The organism is Mogibacterium diversum, assembly GCF_938028775.1.
GTDB classification, from domain to species: domain Bacteria; phylum Bacillota; class Clostridia; order Peptostreptococcales; family Anaerovoracaceae; genus Mogibacterium; species Mogibacterium diversum_A.
Window position 1 is genome coordinate 1 of record NZ_CALIZG010000021.1, and the last position, 15951, is coordinate 15951.

Here is a 15951-nt window from a genome sequence, read left to right on the forward strand (position 1 = left end):
ATCGAGTAATCATAGATTACGAGGGAATACCACCAGATAACTAATGACAGGGGCGTATGCGCCCCTGTTTTTATGCTTTTAATTAGCGTCATTTGATTTTTCTATATTGAATCACTACAATAAATATATGACAGAAAGTATAATGAATATATTAGTGAAATCAGTATCCAGGCAAATTGTCGGGAGTATAACGAGGTGAAATATGTCTATAGAAAAGATTTACGATTATTTTAGAAGCTACGACAAAGAAACTTATCAGGTTTTCGCATGTGGAGATGACACGCCGTCAGAACAAGATATAGAAGCTTTTGAGAGCGAGTTCAATATAAAGCTACCGGAGGATTTCAAAGAGTTTACAATGTCTCCGCTTGGTGGTCTATACATGGAAGTAAGAGAAGAAATCTGGCCTATGGCACAGGAGTATGAAGTTGCACCATTCTGGGAGTTTTGCCGCGGAATCATGGTTTACGGCATCTCAAGCGAAGTCCCAGAGCACCTAGACTTACGTGCGAATACAAGGGCTTTCCATGAAAGTGGGCTATCTGACTGTATCCCGTTCTTCTCGGTAATAGGTGACGGCGAGCAGATATTCTGTTTCGATAGAGAAGGCAAGATAGTTGTTTTCGATGGCTATGAGATGCATGATGTTGAAGGCGATTTTGAGAGCTTTTTACTTGGTCAAATCGCTGAGCTAGAGGAACGTAAGGATAAGAAGGTTGAGAAGCTGAAGAATAGAGCTGGCAGATAAGAATTCAGACATTATAGCATCGGCGATAAGATGATACTAAAATTCAGCAGAAATCAGCGTTGAAAACACGTCATATATAAAAGTGGACTAAATTTAAAAGCTCAATCACATATAAAATAAAGGTGGGGGTTGCAAAGGCAAGCCCCCATTCTTACTAATATTAGATTTTTAAATTCTGTCCTATGAGATTCAGTGAAGTAGGTTGACGACTAATCCTCGGTATAGTAGTGGTGGTAATACGTATAAGCTAGCCTATATCCACCGCGTAAGTCGGCTGGTTTGAGGTCTAGTATTTTGTCAAAGATCATCATGCATTGGTCGATTACGTCATCTTCGCTACTACCTTCGGCTAACTCGATAGCTTTTTCAAGATTCCTTACAGCGGCTTTTTTCTTCTCATGGTGAGCGTTGCCTGCCTTTTTAGACTTAAGGGCATAAGAGTAGCCATAACGGCAATACCACATCGCATCACGACTAGCTTCTGGCACGCAATAAGTCTAGAGTCTGAATAGCAAGATCCTCTTGGTCTATATTGTTGTAAGCGCTTGCTAGCATGCCGAGAACATCTTCGCTATATGAACTAGCTTCGGCCTGCTCAAGGAGCTCTATCATGGCTCTAGAACCCTTCATGTTACGGAGCTTATTTAGAGCGAGCACTTGCTTCTCTGTATCGAGCTGCTTAAACTCTTCGATATCAGTAATCACCCTGTCGGATTCAATCTTGCATATGAACTCCTCAAAGTTATCTGCTAATATCTCTTGGCTGTAGTCATCTTCTTGATCAACTAATGTAACCATAGGTTCACCTTCTGGTCCGCACTCGCTATAATCTAGGAATACCATGTCGTGTCCACCGGAGATGGTGTCTGCAATTACAAGGCCAATTGCAGGATATCCCCACTCCTCAAGCCAGAACTCAGTTCCAAAATCACCACAAACGGAACACTCCTTATCCTTATCGATACCATAGATTCCAACCAGATGAACACACAGGTTGTCTGTTGTTACGATGTTATTTACAGGAATACCACCGTTTCGGTGCTTGATAAGCTCGATATAGGACTCTGGAAGCTTATATCCAGTCGCTTTTTCTATATCTAATATATCCCAGCCAGTAGGAGCCTTGCCTGCATAATCATCAGTATAGCCATCAGAATTGTCCCCAAATGATTTCCAGTCAAATTTCTCAAAAGGTTTCATAATATCGCCTCTTAATATTTTCACTTGCTAATAATTTAGAATCTCGTCTCTAGTCATACCCACTAGCTCGTTTACCCATAGTCCGAGAATATCCGAAATAATCCCGTCACATACAAACTCGTCTTCTCCATCTCCGAACTTGCATGTGAATGAAGGCTCTCTGCTGGCAGCTTCGTAAAATCTCGTTGCATACTCGGGGAGCTTACCAGGATCATACTCAAGCGATAACTTCCGCGCAAGCTCGCTTCTAATCTCGTCGAAATCAGTACCTTTCTCATTATATGACTTGCGTGATTTCTCGATGTAACCGCTGCAAAATGCGGATAACAGCTCATCGCTTTTGTAGATGTATTTACAGTTAAAATCCGAAATACATCCCGCATGAATTAGAAATTGAAGTAAATCCTCTATGCTTTCAGCAACTCTTCCGACGCTCCCTTCGCTGCTAATATATCCGATGCTGCCGTCTTCAAGCTTTACATATTCGCCGCCGCTTCCATCGGATGCAAATGTTTCGAACGAGGACGAATATACTTCACCATGCCCCGAATACTCAGTGCCCCTGGGCTTATCGCAGAAAAATATATCGCATTCTCGCATCAGGGCTTCATTTAAGCCTGCTGTTTTCATAATCGCATCCGCTAAATTAATCGTCATATATCTCCCTTAATAAATCGTAATAAGTGCATGTCCTCCGGCTTCGAGCACCTTCTTATAGAAGTCTCGAAGTCCTTCGATGTAATCAGCGATTTCTTCTATTAGCTCATCGACCAAGTCCTCATCATCTTCATCCCATATGTTTGGATACAGGCCAGCACTTGCACAATCTTCCATATTGAAATTTTCAAGAGCTTTTTCATAATCGAAACCCTCGAGCGCCGAAATTATTTCAGGAACACGGTCATTTTTTACACATGCGACGAATTGGCTTAAATCTTCAAATAAGTCTACGCCGATAACTGCCACGCTGAGGGGGTTAGTACTAGACCTCTCATCGGTGCTCACTCCTGTTAGAACGAAGTGCATCACATCCCACATCTTATCAGTATCAAGGAAAATTTCAGCTTCTTCGTTTAAATCTTCAATAGTTTCAAAAACTTCTTCTTTATCATCGAGATTCGCAAGGCGCAGAAGAACGTCGAGATTTGCGTCATCGATATATTGGTAGTTAGCAATCAATCCCATTGGTTTATCCTCCATCACAAGCTAATTACTGGTTGCTAGCTTAAGCTACAAGATTTACAATACATTTATTATTTAACTGAATTGTACACCTCGCGGGACGAGTTTGGAATACAAACTTTGTAGAATATTGCAAAGAGGTGTATATTTAGTATTGAAATAATTTATAAGGAAAACAGTCTGCGGCTAGAGGCTAAAGAAAATAGAAAGGCATCACATAAATAATATGGATAATAGAGAGGTAAAAAAGCTAGGGTTATACGATGATAGCGTATTCATAGCTGATGGTGTGCAGCTTAGCGGACCTGAGAATATTAAAATTGGTAAGGACGTGAATATCTGGTACAATTCTGTGCTGCGCTCTAGTGGCAAAGATATTGTAATCGGGGACAGAACCAATATCCAGGATGGCTCTATAATTCATATCGCGACAAATGGCGGGACATACATAGGAGCTGATGTGACAATAGGTCATATGTCGATTATTCACGGCTGTACGATAGGCGATTCGACGCTTATAGGTATGGGTTCGATAATAATGGATGATGCAAAAATCGGGTGTGAATGCATCGTCGGAGCGGGCTCTCTCGTCACTCAGGGTAAAGAATTCCCCGATGGCGTGCTCATAATGGGTCGTCCGGCCAAAGTGATTAGGGAACTCAGCTCTGCAGAAAGAGCGGGAATCGCTGGTGAAGCAGCTTCGTATGTGGAGACAGCTCGTAAAGAGATGAAAAGCATTCGTGATTAGAGAGCCTATGAAGAATCGAAATCGAGCAGTGATGACATGAAAAGCACATTTTTGTGTCATTCGGAACATAAAATGTGCATTTCATTACATCAACGAACTCTATGTGACATACTTATGCTAGTATTTAGACACAATAAGTGTGTTAAATATAAAACCGCCAAAGGGCGCTTAGGATCTCTACCGTGCAGAGGTCCTTTTAATTTTTTGCTTCTAAATTTTAATTCGCATCATAAAATCCGCATTAAAACTAATATTTCTAGGTCGCTCTAAATCGCATTATAAAAACTCTCATAAAAGGGATAATCTCGCTATTTATAGTGCACTTCTTGCATTGTTGTCAGCTCCACAGGAACCATATAATTTACATGAAAGTGAGGTGCGATAGCACCGTGTATAAATGGAAGGAGTTTTAAATGGCAACTAACAATGAAAGAAGTGTAACTTACAAGATTTTGGATCACATCGGGGTACTGGCTACCTATAAGAACAATTGGAGCAAGGAACTTAACCTAATTCAGTGGAACGACAGAACACCGAAGTTCGATATTCGTGACTGGGACTCTGATCACGAGCATATGAGCAGAGGGATTACTTTGCATGAGGATGAGGCTCGGGAACTCTCTAGGCTTCTTGCTGATAGGTTCGAGGATATGCCAGCTTCAGAAGATGAAGGCAATTAGAGCTGGATTTTGAGGTGAGCAATGAATATTAAACGTATTTATAATTGCATCGTCTCGATGCTATGTATAGTGATGCTTCTTGGAACATCACAGGTTTTTGCGCTAGGTTCAGGTAAAGCTCCTGATGGCAGTGTAAATATCATTCCGCCTGATACGGCTGCGAGACTTCAGCTCAAAGCAACTGGAAGTGGGGCGAAGCTTTCAGTTTTGAAGTCTGGGACTTCAGATACTACCAATCTATCAAATGGAGAGACTTTTGCCCAAAGTGCAAGGACGGGAGATGAGTACCAGATTAATTACAAGCTGGATAGAGGTGTAATTCTTGAAATTATAGCTCTTGATGGTGGAAAGAATGCGAGCGTGTACGGTGATGTGAATATGAAAGGAGACTCAGCTACTCACTTTGTAAATAAAAGTAGCGAGGGGAAATTCATCATTAAGCTGACAGGTGGTCATGCGAATTTCACCATCAAAGCGGTGAATAGCAACGAAGTTACAAGCGGAGCAGATTCATCTAATAGCGAGTCAGATGGTAATGTGCGTAGTGCCGATTCGAACATCGTAATGGAAGGCGAGTTTGATAACGAAGCAGGCAGAAGAGGAAATGTTCATAATACTAATACTTTAGAGAGAATACCAGAGTCTGCATCATATGACAATGTCAGTAGAAGAATGACTATGAGCGTAGGGGCAGCAACTCATAGAGGTGCCTCCTCGTTTAGGTCTGTGACAGCAAGTTCAGTGACTGAACCAACGAGAGGAACAGTAACATGGCATAAGCAGTACAAGGATAATAACCGTAATCATGCGAGTATATTCAAGGTGAATGTCGATGGGCTTATCCATGATGCGGCATGTGCAGATGGTAAGAACTTTAGAACTGCAGAAGCAGGGCAGGTCGTAACACTTACAAAGCAGGCATCTGATTCTCTGTTTACAAAATTCGCGTACCTTGCCAGTACAGATAAGTGGCAGAAGAGTAATTATGATGAGAAAGAGTATTACTTTGCATTAGTATGTGCCGCTAGAAGAGTTAATGGCAGACCTGCATATGAAAGAGTTAACTCAAGACCGCTAATCAATCGTATGATGCAGGATGCGAAAGCCTACAAGGGCGAAATTCCTGAAAATTTTAAATCATATCTAGCTTATCCAACGAATGGATCGCAGATGATGCTGGCATGGGGGCTAAAACCATATGGAAAGATCGAAGTTGTTAAATCCATCGGCAACAATATCAAGATTGCTGGAGAGTGCAAAGGTACATATTCTCTAGCTGGTGCAGTGTATACCGTCTACGATGAAGGAGGAACGGCAGTCGGAAAACTGACGACAGACGAAAAGGGTAGAACAGGAGCTTTGGAATTGAAGCCTGGTCGATACACTGTAAAGGAGACGACAGCACCTGTAGGCTATGAACTGGACAAGACTGTTTATAAGGTGGAGAGCAAGGCTGAGACTACGAGCACGGTACAGTCGTATGATTCGCCTGTGTTTGCTCCTGTCAAGATTTTCCTTGAGAAAAAAGCTAGTGGTGATAGTTACATGAATCCTAGTGACATGACTGGTGCTGAATTTGAAGTTAAGTATTACGATACTGTTGGACCTGTTGAAAATGCAAAGGTTGTTCGCACATGGAAGCTAAGAACGACTAAGGATGCTTCTGGTAAATACACTGCAGAGCTCAGAGATAAGAACATCGTAAAGGGCAGTGATCCTCTCTTTGTCACAGAACAGGGAGATGCTGTACTGCCTCGCGGAACAGTGACTATTCGCGAGACTAAGGCGCCAGCGGGATATCTTCTAGATAAGACTGTATACACCAAGAAAATCGATGGTGATGGTGCGGGAGCTGCGGTGTACTTCAACTCAGGAGAGCCATCTTCGCATGTCAACAATCCAGCCATCCCTAAAATCGGAACTAAAGCTATGGACGTTGCGACGGAGGATTCAATTGCAATGTACGGTCCAAAGACTAAGGTTAAGGATGTTGTGAGTTTCTCAAACCTGTATGAAGGTGAAACATATACTCTCGAAGGTGTGCTGATGGATAAGAGTACAGGAAAGCCTCTTGAACAGAATGGTAGCATGATTACCGCTCAGAAGGAGTTCACGGTTACTGCGCAGAATTCGACGATTTCTGACAGTATTGCAAGCGGAGATGTAGGTCTTGAGTTCACCTTTGATACTAATAAGCTAGCTGGAAAGGACACTGTTGTCTTTGAGACACTAAAGTATAAAGGCAAAGAGATTGCGAATCATCGCGATATAAACGATGACAACCAGACACTTCGCCATCCAGAAGTTAGAACGCAGGCACATTCAATTGAGTCCGGAACAAATACAGGTGCCCCGAGCAAGGAAGAGATAATCATCGACAAGGTTAAGTACAAGAACCTTATCATCGGCAAGAAATATAAGGTGACAGGAGTCCTAATGGACAAGGGTAAGAATAAACCTATCCTTGATAAGGATGACAAAGAGATTACTGCAGAAAAAGAATTTATAGCGGAGAACGCAGATGGAGAAATAGAGCTTGAATTCAGATACGACTCGACTCTCCGCCAGGATAAAGTGACCGTAGTGTTCGAAACACTAACTTATAGAAATATTCCCGTTGCAGTGCATGCTGATATCGACGATTCTGCACAGTCCATCTACTACCCAGCTATTGGAACCAAGATGACTGGTAAGGGAGGAGTGAAGATAATTTCAAAGGCAAAGAATGTATCGCTGGTTGACGCAGTGAGGTACGAGAATCTGATTTCGGGACATAGCTACACTGTAAGAGGTATCCTAATGGATAAGAAGGCTGGCAGGCCTTACGAAGAAGACGGAAAAGTTGTGACAGGAAGTACCACTTTTACAAGTGAAGGAAATGGCACAGCATCAGTATCATTTGAACTTAATACGTCCAAGATTGCAGGCAAGGAGCTCGTAGCATACGAAAAGGTGTATGACGATAAAGGGAAGCTCGTTGCAACACATGAAGATATAAATAACCGAGATCAAACAATCAGAGTTGCACATCCGTCAATTCCAAGAACTGGCGATGGTTCACTGCTATATATGTACCTTGGACTATTTATAATGTCATTCATCACCTTAGCTTCGTTGACCGCTATAAAGAGGTGTGTTAGACTTTAACCCATCATTGTAAAGGACGGGTAACACATATGAAGATTGCTTTTCATACGCTTGGGTGCAAGGTAAATCAATATGAGACAGAGGCTATGAAAGAAGAGTTCAGATCCCGCGGTGCAGAAATCGTGGGGGAAGATGAAGCTGCTGACGCCTATGTCATCAATACTTGCACTGTGACAAGCGTTGCTGATAGCAAGTCGCGAAAATATATAAGGCGAATGAAGAAGCTCAGCCCTGATTCCGTGATGGTGGTTACAGGATGCTATGCTCAGACCGCTAGCGAAGAGCTTGAGGCCATGCCTGATGTTGATATCGTTATTGGAAACAACCTTAAGTCTACTATCTGCGACGAGGTTATGAAGGCTATGGGGCTTAGGAAAGCTGGCAAAGAGACTGATACTGAAACCAGAGTGCTTCCTTTTAGTGAACTTGTCGGTTATGAGGAGACTGGCATTGTAATCTCAAGTGAGTCGCAGATGCAGAGAGCATACATAAAGATTGAAGAGGGCTGCAACCGATTCTGCTCCTACTGCAAGATTCCTTATGCAAGGGGGGCGGTCAGAAGCAGAGGGATAGAGGAGATTATTGCTGAGGCGAAAGCTCTTGTAGATAGAGGCTACAAGGAAATTGTGCTTACTGGCATCAATACCGCTCTATATGGAAGCGAAAAAGGTTTTACGTTTAAGAGACAGGATGATGAAGAAGGTCTTTCAGGAATTGAAGCGGTGCTGAAGAGGCTTGATGAGTTAGAAGGAGATTTCAGAGTAAGGCTGAGCTCACTTGAACCTAACGTTGTAGACAAGGAGCACGTTGAACGAATCGTCAAGTACAAGAGACTTTGCAGACATCTGCACCTATCTATACAAAGTGGCAGTAACAATGTTCTAAAGGGCATGAAACGCAGATACACTAGGGATGAGTACCTTGCGATTGTCGAGGCTATACGAAGCGTGGATCCGCTATACGGAATCACGACGGATATAATAGTTGGATTCCCTGGAGAGACAAAAGAAGATTTCGCAGACACTCTAGACGTCGTTAACAAAGCCTCGTTCGGCAGGGTTCATGCATTCAAATTCTCGCCTAGGCAGGGCACTGAGGCTGCGAAGTATAAGGAGACAGTAACGCCGGCAGACAAGACGGCTCGTGTAAATGAGCTGATTGACAGAGCGGAATACGTCGCGCAGGAGTTCCAGAAACGGAACTTTGGTGTAGTACACAGAGTGCTCGTGGAAACTTTTGAAGAAGATTACGCTACAGGATATACATCTAACTACATAAAGGTGTATATTAAGGATAAGGAGCGAAAGCTGACCTCAGGCGAATTCGTTGAGGTTCAGTTAATCTCTAATTACAAGGAAGGCTGCTTAGCTGAAGTGGTCTAGAAAGGAGGAGTCATATGGAAGATTGCATTTTCTGCAAGCTTGCAAAAGGTGAGATACCTACTGATATGGTATACGAGGATGACCTTATTTCGGTTTTCCGTGATGCTGCTCCAGAGGCACCTGTACATGTTTTGATGGTTCCCAAGAAGCACGTTGCATCTCTTAATGATTTAGAAGACGCAGATAGAGAGCTTATGGGACACATGATGCTTAAGATTAAGGATATCGCAGCTCAAGAAGGTCTAGATAATGGATATAGAACCGTTATCAATACTGGAGAAGATGGACAGCAAACTGTTCACCACCTGCACATTCATATTCTTGGGCGTAGAAAGATGACTTGGCCACCAGGTTAGAGGCTCGTTAGAGATATATAGAAGAGCAAGTAAACATAAGAAAGCATAAGCGGAAGGGCATCGCCTTCCGCTTATGCTTTTCTATGAAATCTGCAACCAATTGTTTTAATAAATCTGTATCAATCAGGACAAAGCTCCTGCGACTGAATAGTTTGTGGCATACACCTTGAACATGAAATATTAGTTCAATTCGTTAACCCAGAAACCGTGGATATTGCAATACTCGTATGCTGCTACAACTTTTTCTCCGTCCTGGATGGCAAATGTTGCAACAGGCTCTCCATCAACCTTTAAAGCTTTTCTTTGGAATCCTAGATTGGTTTCAAGGATTATGAACTGAATATGATGCTCCTCTGTCATAGGGTGAAGTGTGCTACCAACAGTAACCTTAACGAGATTGCCGTCGCACTCAACCACAGGAACGTGCTTTTCAGTAGCAGAATCAGCGGTCTTTGGCACAAGCTCTTCCATATCTTCCCCACAACATGCGAGAACTCCACCATCATCAAATACCTTGCCTACAATAGTACCGCAACTTTTACTCTTATATAACTTTTTCATTTTGTTAATACTCCTTTCAGAAATACTGAAACTCAATATCTTATAAGAGAATTGTATCATATATGTAGTCGTATAGTATCGATATGAGAATCAAATACATATAGAAACATAAAATATAAATAGACGATAAAAGACTACTAGGGCGTGTTTGGAAAATACCAACTGCTAAATAATGTATTTTTTATGTATTTTTGAGAAAACATATCAATTATTCATATTCGATCAGCTGAGTCAAATGAACGAAACGAACCCTAAAAGAGTGCAATTTATACAAAAAACATAAAAAAACGAATAGTTTTTGATGAAATATCAACACAAAGGAAACGCACGTAGCCGTGTTAGTGAAGGGCTGCCTGTAACACTTGAAAACACTGTAATTACTTTCGTAAAAAAGTGCAAAAAAGCCTTGCATTGTAAATTCTCGCCATGTATAATTTAAAAGCTTGTTTAAGGCGATGAAGCAGGAAGTTGCTGAGCTATCAGGTAATTTCTGCGGAGAATTGTCCTCGCTAGACGAGGGCGAGGGGGTTCGCCATTTTTGATTTGTGTAAACCTTTAGGAAACGCACGAAAGAGTGTAAGAGCTAAGGCGTAGCAAGTAAAAAACGGGCGAAGTCCTGTACAAGCATAGCGAAAACAGTACAAAACAAACAGGAGGAACTACTAATGAGCGAACTACAGAAAATCAGAATCAGACTGAAGGCTTATGACCATGCTCTATTGGATAAGTCGGCAGCAAAGATTGTTGAGACTGCTGAGAGAACAGGCGCTACAGTATCTGGCCCTATTCCGCTTCCAACAGAGAAGGAAGTCGTAACAATCATCAGAGCTGTTCACAAGTACAAGGACAGCAGAGAGCAGTTTGAGCAGAGAACACACAAGCGTCTTATCGACATCACTAATGCTTCGACTAAGACAACAGATGCTCTTGCTAAGCTCGATATGCCAGCAGGCATTGACATTGAAATCAAGCTCTAAGCTAGATTTTAGAAAGATCGCATGAGAGGGCAATTCGGCCAAACCAGGGCGATCCGCTGTAAGACACTAGGAGGAGAATTATGAAAACACTTTTAGGCAAGAAGATCGGCATGACACAGATCTTCGATGAGAACGGTGCTGTAGTACCAGTTACCGTAATCGAAGCCGGACCTGAGGTAGTAACACAGGTTAAGACAGTAGAGACCGACGGCTACAATGCTGTGCAGGTTGGCTACGAGGAGCAGAAGGCACACAGACTCAACAAGCCAGAGACTGGTCATTTTGAGAAGTGCGGAGTAGCTCCTAAGAAGCACCTCGCTGAGTTCAGAGTCGAAGATGGCGAGACTTACGAGGTAGGACAGGAAATCACAGTTGCTGATTTCGAAGAGGGAATGAAGCTTGACGTTACAGGCGTTTCCAAAGGTAAGGGAACTCAGGGTAACATCAAGAGACACGGACACCGCAGAGGTCCTATGACTCACGGTTCCAAGCATAAGAGACTTGCAGGTGCTCTTGCTGCTGGTACATACCCATCAAGAGTCTTCAAGGGCAACAAAGCCCCAGGAAGAATGGGTAGAGACACAGTTACAGTACAGAACATCGTTCTCGTAAAGGTTATTGCTGATCGCAACCTACTTCTCGTTAAGGGAGCTGTTCCTGGAAAGAAGGGCGGACTCCTTAAGGTTAAGGGTGCGGTAAAAGGACAGAATAAATAAGAGGCAGAAAGGAGGAATCACTAATGGCAAAAGTAAAGATGCTTAATATGGCCGGTGCTGAGGTTGGCGAAGTTACATTGAACGACGAAATCTTTGGAATCGAACCAAACGAAATCGCAGTACAGACTGTAGTCAAGAATTACTTGGCAAACCAGAGACAGGGAACCCAATCTGCCAAGACAAGAAGTGAAGTAAGAGGAGGCGGACGCAAGCCTTTCAGACAGAAGGGTACAGGTCGCCACAGACAGGGAAGCACAACAGATCCTACGCAGGTAGGTGGTGGAATTGTTTTCGCACCAAAGCCAAGGGACTACAGATATGCAGTTCCTAAGAAGGTAAAGAGACTTGCTCTTAAGTCCGTACTTTCTGCTAAGGTCGCTGATAAGGAAATCATCGTACTAGACGAGCTAAAGTTCGCTGAGCCAAAGACTAAGGAAATGGTTAAGGTTCTCGAGAACATCAAGGCTGATAAGAAGGCCCTCATCGTAATGGATGAGAAGGATGAGAACGTTGTTAGATCTGCTTCTAACATTCAGGGTGTGAGAACTGCACTTGTAAGCACAATGAATGTATATGAGATCATCAATCATTACAGCCTCGTGCTCACTAAGGCAGCAGCTGAGAGAATTGAGGAGGTATACGCATAATGAAGAGCGGTTACGACGTAATACTTAAGCCTATCATCACCGAGCAGAGCATGGACATGTCGGCTGACAAGAAGTATGTTTTCAAGGTTGCTGATACAGCTAACAAGACCGAGGTTAGACAGGCTGTCGAAGAAATCTTCGGAGTTGATGTTGCTAAGGTTAATATCATGAACGTTAATGGAAAAGTTAAGAGAATGGGAAGAACAGTAGGAAGAACAGCTTCTTATAAGAAAGCAATCGTTACTCTCACTGCGGATAGCAAAGAGATCGAAATCTTCCAGGGACTGTAAAATAGGAGGAGTAAATAATGGGAATTAAGAAGTATAATCCAACCACTCCTGGTCTGAGAGGCATGACTGTTTCGACTTTCGAGGAGATAACAGCTAGCAAGCCAGAAAAATCCCTTACTAAAACTCTGAAGAAGCATTCAGGAAGAAATGTAAGAGGTAAGATCACCGTTAGACATAGAGGTGGCGGATACAGACCTAAGTACAGAATTATCGACTTTAAGAGAACTAAAGACGGTATTCCAGCAACAGTTAAGACTATCGAGTACGATCCAAATAGAACAGCGAATATCGCTCTTCTAGTTTACGCAGATGGAGAGAAGAGATACATCGTTGCTCCTAACAAGCTGCGCGTTGGAGACGTAGTTGAATCTGGACCAGATTCGGATATCAAGGTAGGAAACGCACTGCCAATTGCGAATATCCCAGTAGGTACAATTATTCATAACATCGAGCTAAAGCCTGGAAAGGGTGCTCAGCTTGTAAGATCAGCTGGTAACGGCGCTCAGCTCATGGCTAAGGAAGGCAATTATGCTCAGGTAAGACTACCATCTGGCGAAGTAAGAATGGTAAGAATCAACTGCAGAGCTACAATCGGAGAAGTTGGCAACATTGACCACGCTAACATCCAGATTGGTAAGGCTGGTAGAAAGAGACATATGGGATGGAGACCTACAGTAAGAGGTTCCGTAATGAACCCTAACGATCACCCACACGGCGGTGGTGAAGGTAGAGCACCAGTTGGACGTAAGAGCCCAGTTACACCTTGGGGTAAACCAACTCTTGGTTACAAGACACGTAACAAGCACAAGGATTCCAACAAGTACATCGTTAGAAGAAGAAATGCTAAATAAGAAAGGAGCATATAATGGGAAGATCGCTTAAAAAGGGCCCTTTCGTCGAAAAGAAACTCATCAAGAGAATCGAAGCGATGAACGAGTCTAATGAAAAAAGTGTAATCAAGACATGGTCGAGACCATCGACGATTTTTCCTCAGATGGTTGGACATACGATCGCTGTTCACGACGGTCGTAAGCATGTTCCTGTATACATCACAGAAGATATGGTAGGTCACAGACTTGGAGAGTTCGCTCCAACTAGAACTTACAAGGGTCACGCTGGTGACAAGGCGAAATAAAGAAAGGAGAAGCTGATATGGAAGCAAAAGCAATTGCTAAATATGTAAGAATGTCTCCTAGCAAACTAAAGCCTGTTACTGACCTAGTAAGAGGAAAAGATTTGAACGAGGCATTAACAATCCTCAAGTTCACACCTGGAAAGGGTGCAGAGCTTGTAGAGAAGGTTGTTCAGTCCGCAGCAGCAAATGCTGAAAACAACTTTGACATGAACCGCGATGAGCTATATGTCGCAGAGGTTTATGCAAACCAGGGCCCTACAATGAAGAGATTCAGAGCAGGAGCTCAGGGTAGAGCATCCATGATCCTAAAGAGAACAAGCCACATTGGTGTAACTCTCAAGGAGAGAGAAGCTGTTAAGACAGTAGAAACAGTAGAAGGAGGTCAGCCAGATGGGTCAGAAGGTTAATCCACATGGATTCAGAGTTGGAGTCAACAAGAATTGGAACTCAAAGTGGTTTGCTGACAAGAGCAACTTCGCTGATTTCCTAGTTGAAGACAATAAGGTTAGAAACTACGTTAAGAAGAAGCTTTACGCTGCCGGCGTTGCAAGTGTCGTAATTGAGAGACCTGCAGCTGACAAGGTAAAGGTAATCATCGCAACAGCTAGACCAGGAATGGTAATCGGAAGATCTGGAGATGGAATTGACGAGCTAAAGAAGAACCTCGTTAAGCTAACAGGTAAGACTGTAGATATTTCCATCGAAGAGGTTAGAAGAGCTGAGCTTGATGCACAGCTAACAGCTGAGAGCATTGCACAGGCACTCGAGAGAAGAGTTTCTTTCAGAAGAGCTATGAAGTCCGCAATCCAGAGAACTATGAAGTCTGGAGCTAAGGGTATCAAGGTTCTTGTTTCCGGAAGACTTGGTGGTGCCGAGATCGCTAGAAGCGAGAAGTACAGCGAAGGAAATGTTCCTCTACACACTCTCAGAGCTGATATCGATTATGGATTTGCAGAGGCAGACACTACTTACGGAAAGATTGGTGTTAAGGTTTGGGTTAACCACGGCGAGATTCTAGATAAGGGTCTCAAGGAGGCTATTCCAGAGCAGTCCAGAAACGATAGAAGAGATCGTAAGCAGAGAAGAAACGATAAGAGAGATAAGAAGAGAAGCTTCGGAAACAGAAGAAATGATAACCGCGAAAGCAGACCAGAGGTTAAGCCAGCAACTACAAGAGTTAGAAAGGCTCCAAAGGTAACTGAGGCGGCTCCTGCTCCTGAAGTAGTTGAAACTGCACAGGGAACAGAAGAATAATCATAGAAAGGAGAGACTTGCCATGTTAATGCCAAAGCGCGTTAAACGCAGAAGAGTCCACAGAGGCAGAATGAAGGGTGTTGCAACAAAGGGTAACACCGTTACATATGGTCAGTTCGGTCTAGTTGCTGAAGAGCCAGCATGGATTGACTCAAAGCAGATCGAGGCTGCCAGAATCGCGATGACAAGATCCATCAAGAGAGGCGGAAAGGTTTACATCAAAATCTTCCCACACAAGCCAATCACAAAGAAACCAGCAGAAGTAAGAATGGGTTCCGGAAAAGGTTCACCTGAGTATTGGGTGGCAGTAGTTAAGCCGGGCAGAGTAATGTTCGAGCTTGAGGGCGTAACTGAAGCACAGGCTAAGGAGGCTTTGAGACTTGCTTCTCACAAGCTACCTGTAAGGTGTAAGTTCGTTGTCAAGAACCAGGAAGCAAAGGGTGGTGACGAATAATGGATCTGAATACAATAAGAAAAATGACTGATCAGGAGAGAACCGCCGAGCTCGCAAGAATGAAGCAGGAGCTATTCAATCTGAGATTCCAGCACGTTACCGGACAGCTCGACAACCCTGTGAAGATGAGAGAAATCAGAAGAGATATTGCCAGAGTTAAGACCATAATCAGGGAAATGGAAAAGCCTGAAGCTTAAAGGAAGGAGGATGTACAATGGAAAGAAATAGCAGAAAGACCAGAACTGGAGTAGTTGTAAGCGACAAGATGGATAAGACAATTGTTGTTGCTACAAAGGATTCAGTAAGACATTCTCTTTACGGTAAGGCTGTTAAGAGAACTAAGAAGTTCAAGGTTCACGACGAGAACAATGAGTGTGGCATCGGCGATAGAGTAAAGATTATGGAGACAAAGCCTCTTTCAAAGGATAAGAGATGGAGACTTGTCGAGATCGTTGAGAAAGCTAAATAGGGAGG

Annotated in this window: 22 protein-coding genes; 17 read left to right on the plus strand and 5 right to left on the minus strand. The window is 43.1% G+C overall.

Going from position 1 to position 15951, the window contains the following annotated elements:
* Positions 1–202 precede the first annotated feature (202 nt).
* On the plus strand, positions 203–748 hold the full coding sequence (locus Q7O90_RS05045; RefSeq protein WP_304128287.1) for an SMI1/KNR4 family protein: 546 nt from the start codon (positions 203–205) through the stop codon (positions 746–748).
* Between the two features lie 209 nt (positions 749–957).
* Here the strand turns inward: Q7O90_RS05045 and Q7O90_RS05050 are convergent, their stop codons facing one another.
* From Q7O90_RS05050 to Q7O90_RS05065, 4 genes are read right to left on the minus strand one after another with little or no spacing between them, the layout of a single operon-like run.
* Positions 958–1236, minus strand: coding sequence for a hypothetical protein (locus Q7O90_RS05050; RefSeq protein WP_304128289.1), 279 nt, complete (start codon positions 1234–1236; stop codon positions 958–960).
* On the minus strand, positions 1223–1948 hold the full coding sequence (locus tag Q7O90_RS05055) for an SMI1/KNR4 family protein (RefSeq protein ID WP_304128293.1): 726 nt from the start codon (positions 1946–1948) through the stop codon (positions 1223–1225). Before Q7O90_RS05055 ends, Q7O90_RS05050 begins: the two co-directional genes overlap by 14 nt.
* A 27-nt stretch (positions 1949–1975) precedes the next feature.
* Positions 1976–2605 (minus strand): hypothetical protein, encoded by a 630-nt coding sequence (locus Q7O90_RS05060; RefSeq protein ID WP_304128296.1) that lies wholly within the window; start codon positions 2603–2605, stop codon positions 1976–1978.
* A gap of 9 nt (positions 2606–2614) precedes the next feature.
* Complete coding sequence (locus tag Q7O90_RS05065; protein WP_304128297.1) at positions 2615–3133, minus strand: YfbM family protein; 519 nt, start codon at positions 3131–3133, stop codon at positions 2615–2617.
* Positions 3134–3356: 223 nt separating this feature from the next.
* Here Q7O90_RS05065 and Q7O90_RS05070 point away from each other — a divergent pair, with 223 nt between their 5' ends.
* From Q7O90_RS05070 to Q7O90_RS05090, 5 genes are all read left to right on the plus strand, one after another.
* Positions 3357–3878, plus strand: a complete 522-nt coding sequence (locus tag Q7O90_RS05070; protein WP_304128300.1) for a gamma carbonic anhydrase family protein — start codon at positions 3357–3359, stop codon at positions 3876–3878.
* 413 nt (positions 3879–4291) lie between these two features.
* The gene (locus Q7O90_RS05075) at positions 4292–4558 is read left to right on the plus strand and encodes a YdbC family protein (protein ID WP_106057526.1); all 267 of its coding nucleotides are present in this window, start codon (positions 4292–4294) and stop codon (positions 4556–4558) included.
* A gap of 21 nt (positions 4559–4579) precedes the next feature.
* Positions 4580–7705, plus strand: a complete 3126-nt coding sequence (locus tag Q7O90_RS05080) for a VaFE repeat-containing surface-anchored protein (protein ID WP_304128304.1) — start codon at positions 4580–4582, stop codon at positions 7703–7705.
* A gap of 29 nt (positions 7706–7734) precedes the next feature.
* The gene (gene mtaB / locus Q7O90_RS05085; RefSeq protein ID WP_304128306.1) at positions 7735–9087 is read left to right on the plus strand and encodes a tRNA (N(6)-L-threonylcarbamoyladenosine(37)-C(2))-methylthiotransferase MtaB; all 1353 of its coding nucleotides are present in this window, start codon (positions 7735–7737) and stop codon (positions 9085–9087) included.
* 14 nt (positions 9088–9101) lie between these two features.
* Complete coding sequence (locus tag Q7O90_RS05090; protein WP_106057523.1) at positions 9102–9443, plus strand: histidine triad nucleotide-binding protein; 342 nt, start codon at positions 9102–9104, stop codon at positions 9441–9443.
* A 180-nt stretch (positions 9444–9623) separates the two neighbouring features.
* Here Q7O90_RS05090 and Q7O90_RS05095 read toward each other — a convergent pair whose 3' ends face one another.
* Complete coding sequence (locus tag Q7O90_RS05095; RefSeq protein ID WP_106057522.1) at positions 9624–10004, minus strand: desulfoferrodoxin family protein; 381 nt, start codon at positions 10002–10004, stop codon at positions 9624–9626.
* 665 nt (positions 10005–10669) lie between these two features.
* Between Q7O90_RS05095 and rpsJ the strand changes: the two genes are divergently transcribed.
* From rpsJ to rpsQ, 11 genes are all read left to right on the plus strand, one after another.
* A complete protein-coding gene (gene rpsJ / locus Q7O90_RS05100; RefSeq protein WP_009644436.1) occupies positions 10670–10981 on the plus strand; it encodes a 30S ribosomal protein S10 in 312 nt (103 codons plus the stop codon).
* An 80-nt stretch (positions 10982–11061) separates the two neighbouring features.
* Positions 11062–11697, plus strand: a complete 636-nt coding sequence (rplC, locus tag Q7O90_RS05105) for a 50S ribosomal protein L3 (protein WP_273136881.1) — start codon at positions 11062–11064, stop codon at positions 11695–11697.
* 23 nt (positions 11698–11720) lie between these two features.
* The gene (rplD, locus tag Q7O90_RS05110) at positions 11721–12344 is read left to right on the plus strand and encodes a 50S ribosomal protein L4 (RefSeq protein ID WP_106057520.1); all 624 of its coding nucleotides are present in this window, start codon (positions 11721–11723) and stop codon (positions 12342–12344) included.
* Entirely contained in the window at positions 12344–12634 is a 291-nt protein-coding gene (gene rplW / locus Q7O90_RS05115) for a 50S ribosomal protein L23 (protein WP_273279885.1), read from the plus strand. Before rplD ends, rplW begins: the two co-directional genes overlap by 1 nt.
* A 17-nt stretch (positions 12635–12651) precedes the next feature.
* A complete protein-coding gene (gene rplB / locus Q7O90_RS05120) occupies positions 12652–13485 on the plus strand; it encodes a 50S ribosomal protein L2 (RefSeq protein ID WP_273136875.1) in 834 nt (277 codons plus the stop codon).
* 14 nt (positions 13486–13499) lie between these two features.
* Positions 13500–13769: a 30S ribosomal protein S19 gene (gene rpsS, locus Q7O90_RS05125; protein ID WP_094233377.1), complete on the plus strand. Its 270-nt coding sequence runs from the start codon at positions 13500–13502 to the stop codon at positions 13767–13769.
* A gap of 17 nt (positions 13770–13786) precedes the next feature.
* Positions 13787–14176: a 50S ribosomal protein L22 gene (rplV, locus tag Q7O90_RS05130; RefSeq protein ID WP_273136872.1), complete on the plus strand. Its 390-nt coding sequence runs from the start codon at positions 13787–13789 to the stop codon at positions 14174–14176.
* Complete coding sequence (gene rpsC / locus Q7O90_RS05135; protein WP_106057517.1) at positions 14160–15023, plus strand: 30S ribosomal protein S3; 864 nt, start codon at positions 14160–14162, stop codon at positions 15021–15023. The genes rplV and rpsC overlap by 17 nt, the downstream gene beginning before the upstream one ends.
* 22 nt (positions 15024–15045) lie before the next feature.
* Positions 15046–15477 (plus strand): 50S ribosomal protein L16, encoded by a 432-nt coding sequence (gene rplP / locus Q7O90_RS05140; protein WP_094233374.1) that lies wholly within the window; start codon positions 15046–15048, stop codon positions 15475–15477.
* Entirely contained in the window at positions 15477–15674 is a 198-nt protein-coding gene (gene rpmC, locus Q7O90_RS05145; protein ID WP_094233373.1) for a 50S ribosomal protein L29, read from the plus strand. The genes rplP and rpmC overlap by 1 nt, the downstream gene beginning before the upstream one ends.
* 17 nt (positions 15675–15691) lie before the next feature.
* Positions 15692–15946: a 30S ribosomal protein S17 gene (gene rpsQ, locus Q7O90_RS05150; RefSeq protein ID WP_106057516.1), complete on the plus strand. Its 255-nt coding sequence runs from the start codon at positions 15692–15694 to the stop codon at positions 15944–15946.
* The last annotated feature ends 5 nt before the right edge of the window (positions 15947–15951 follow it).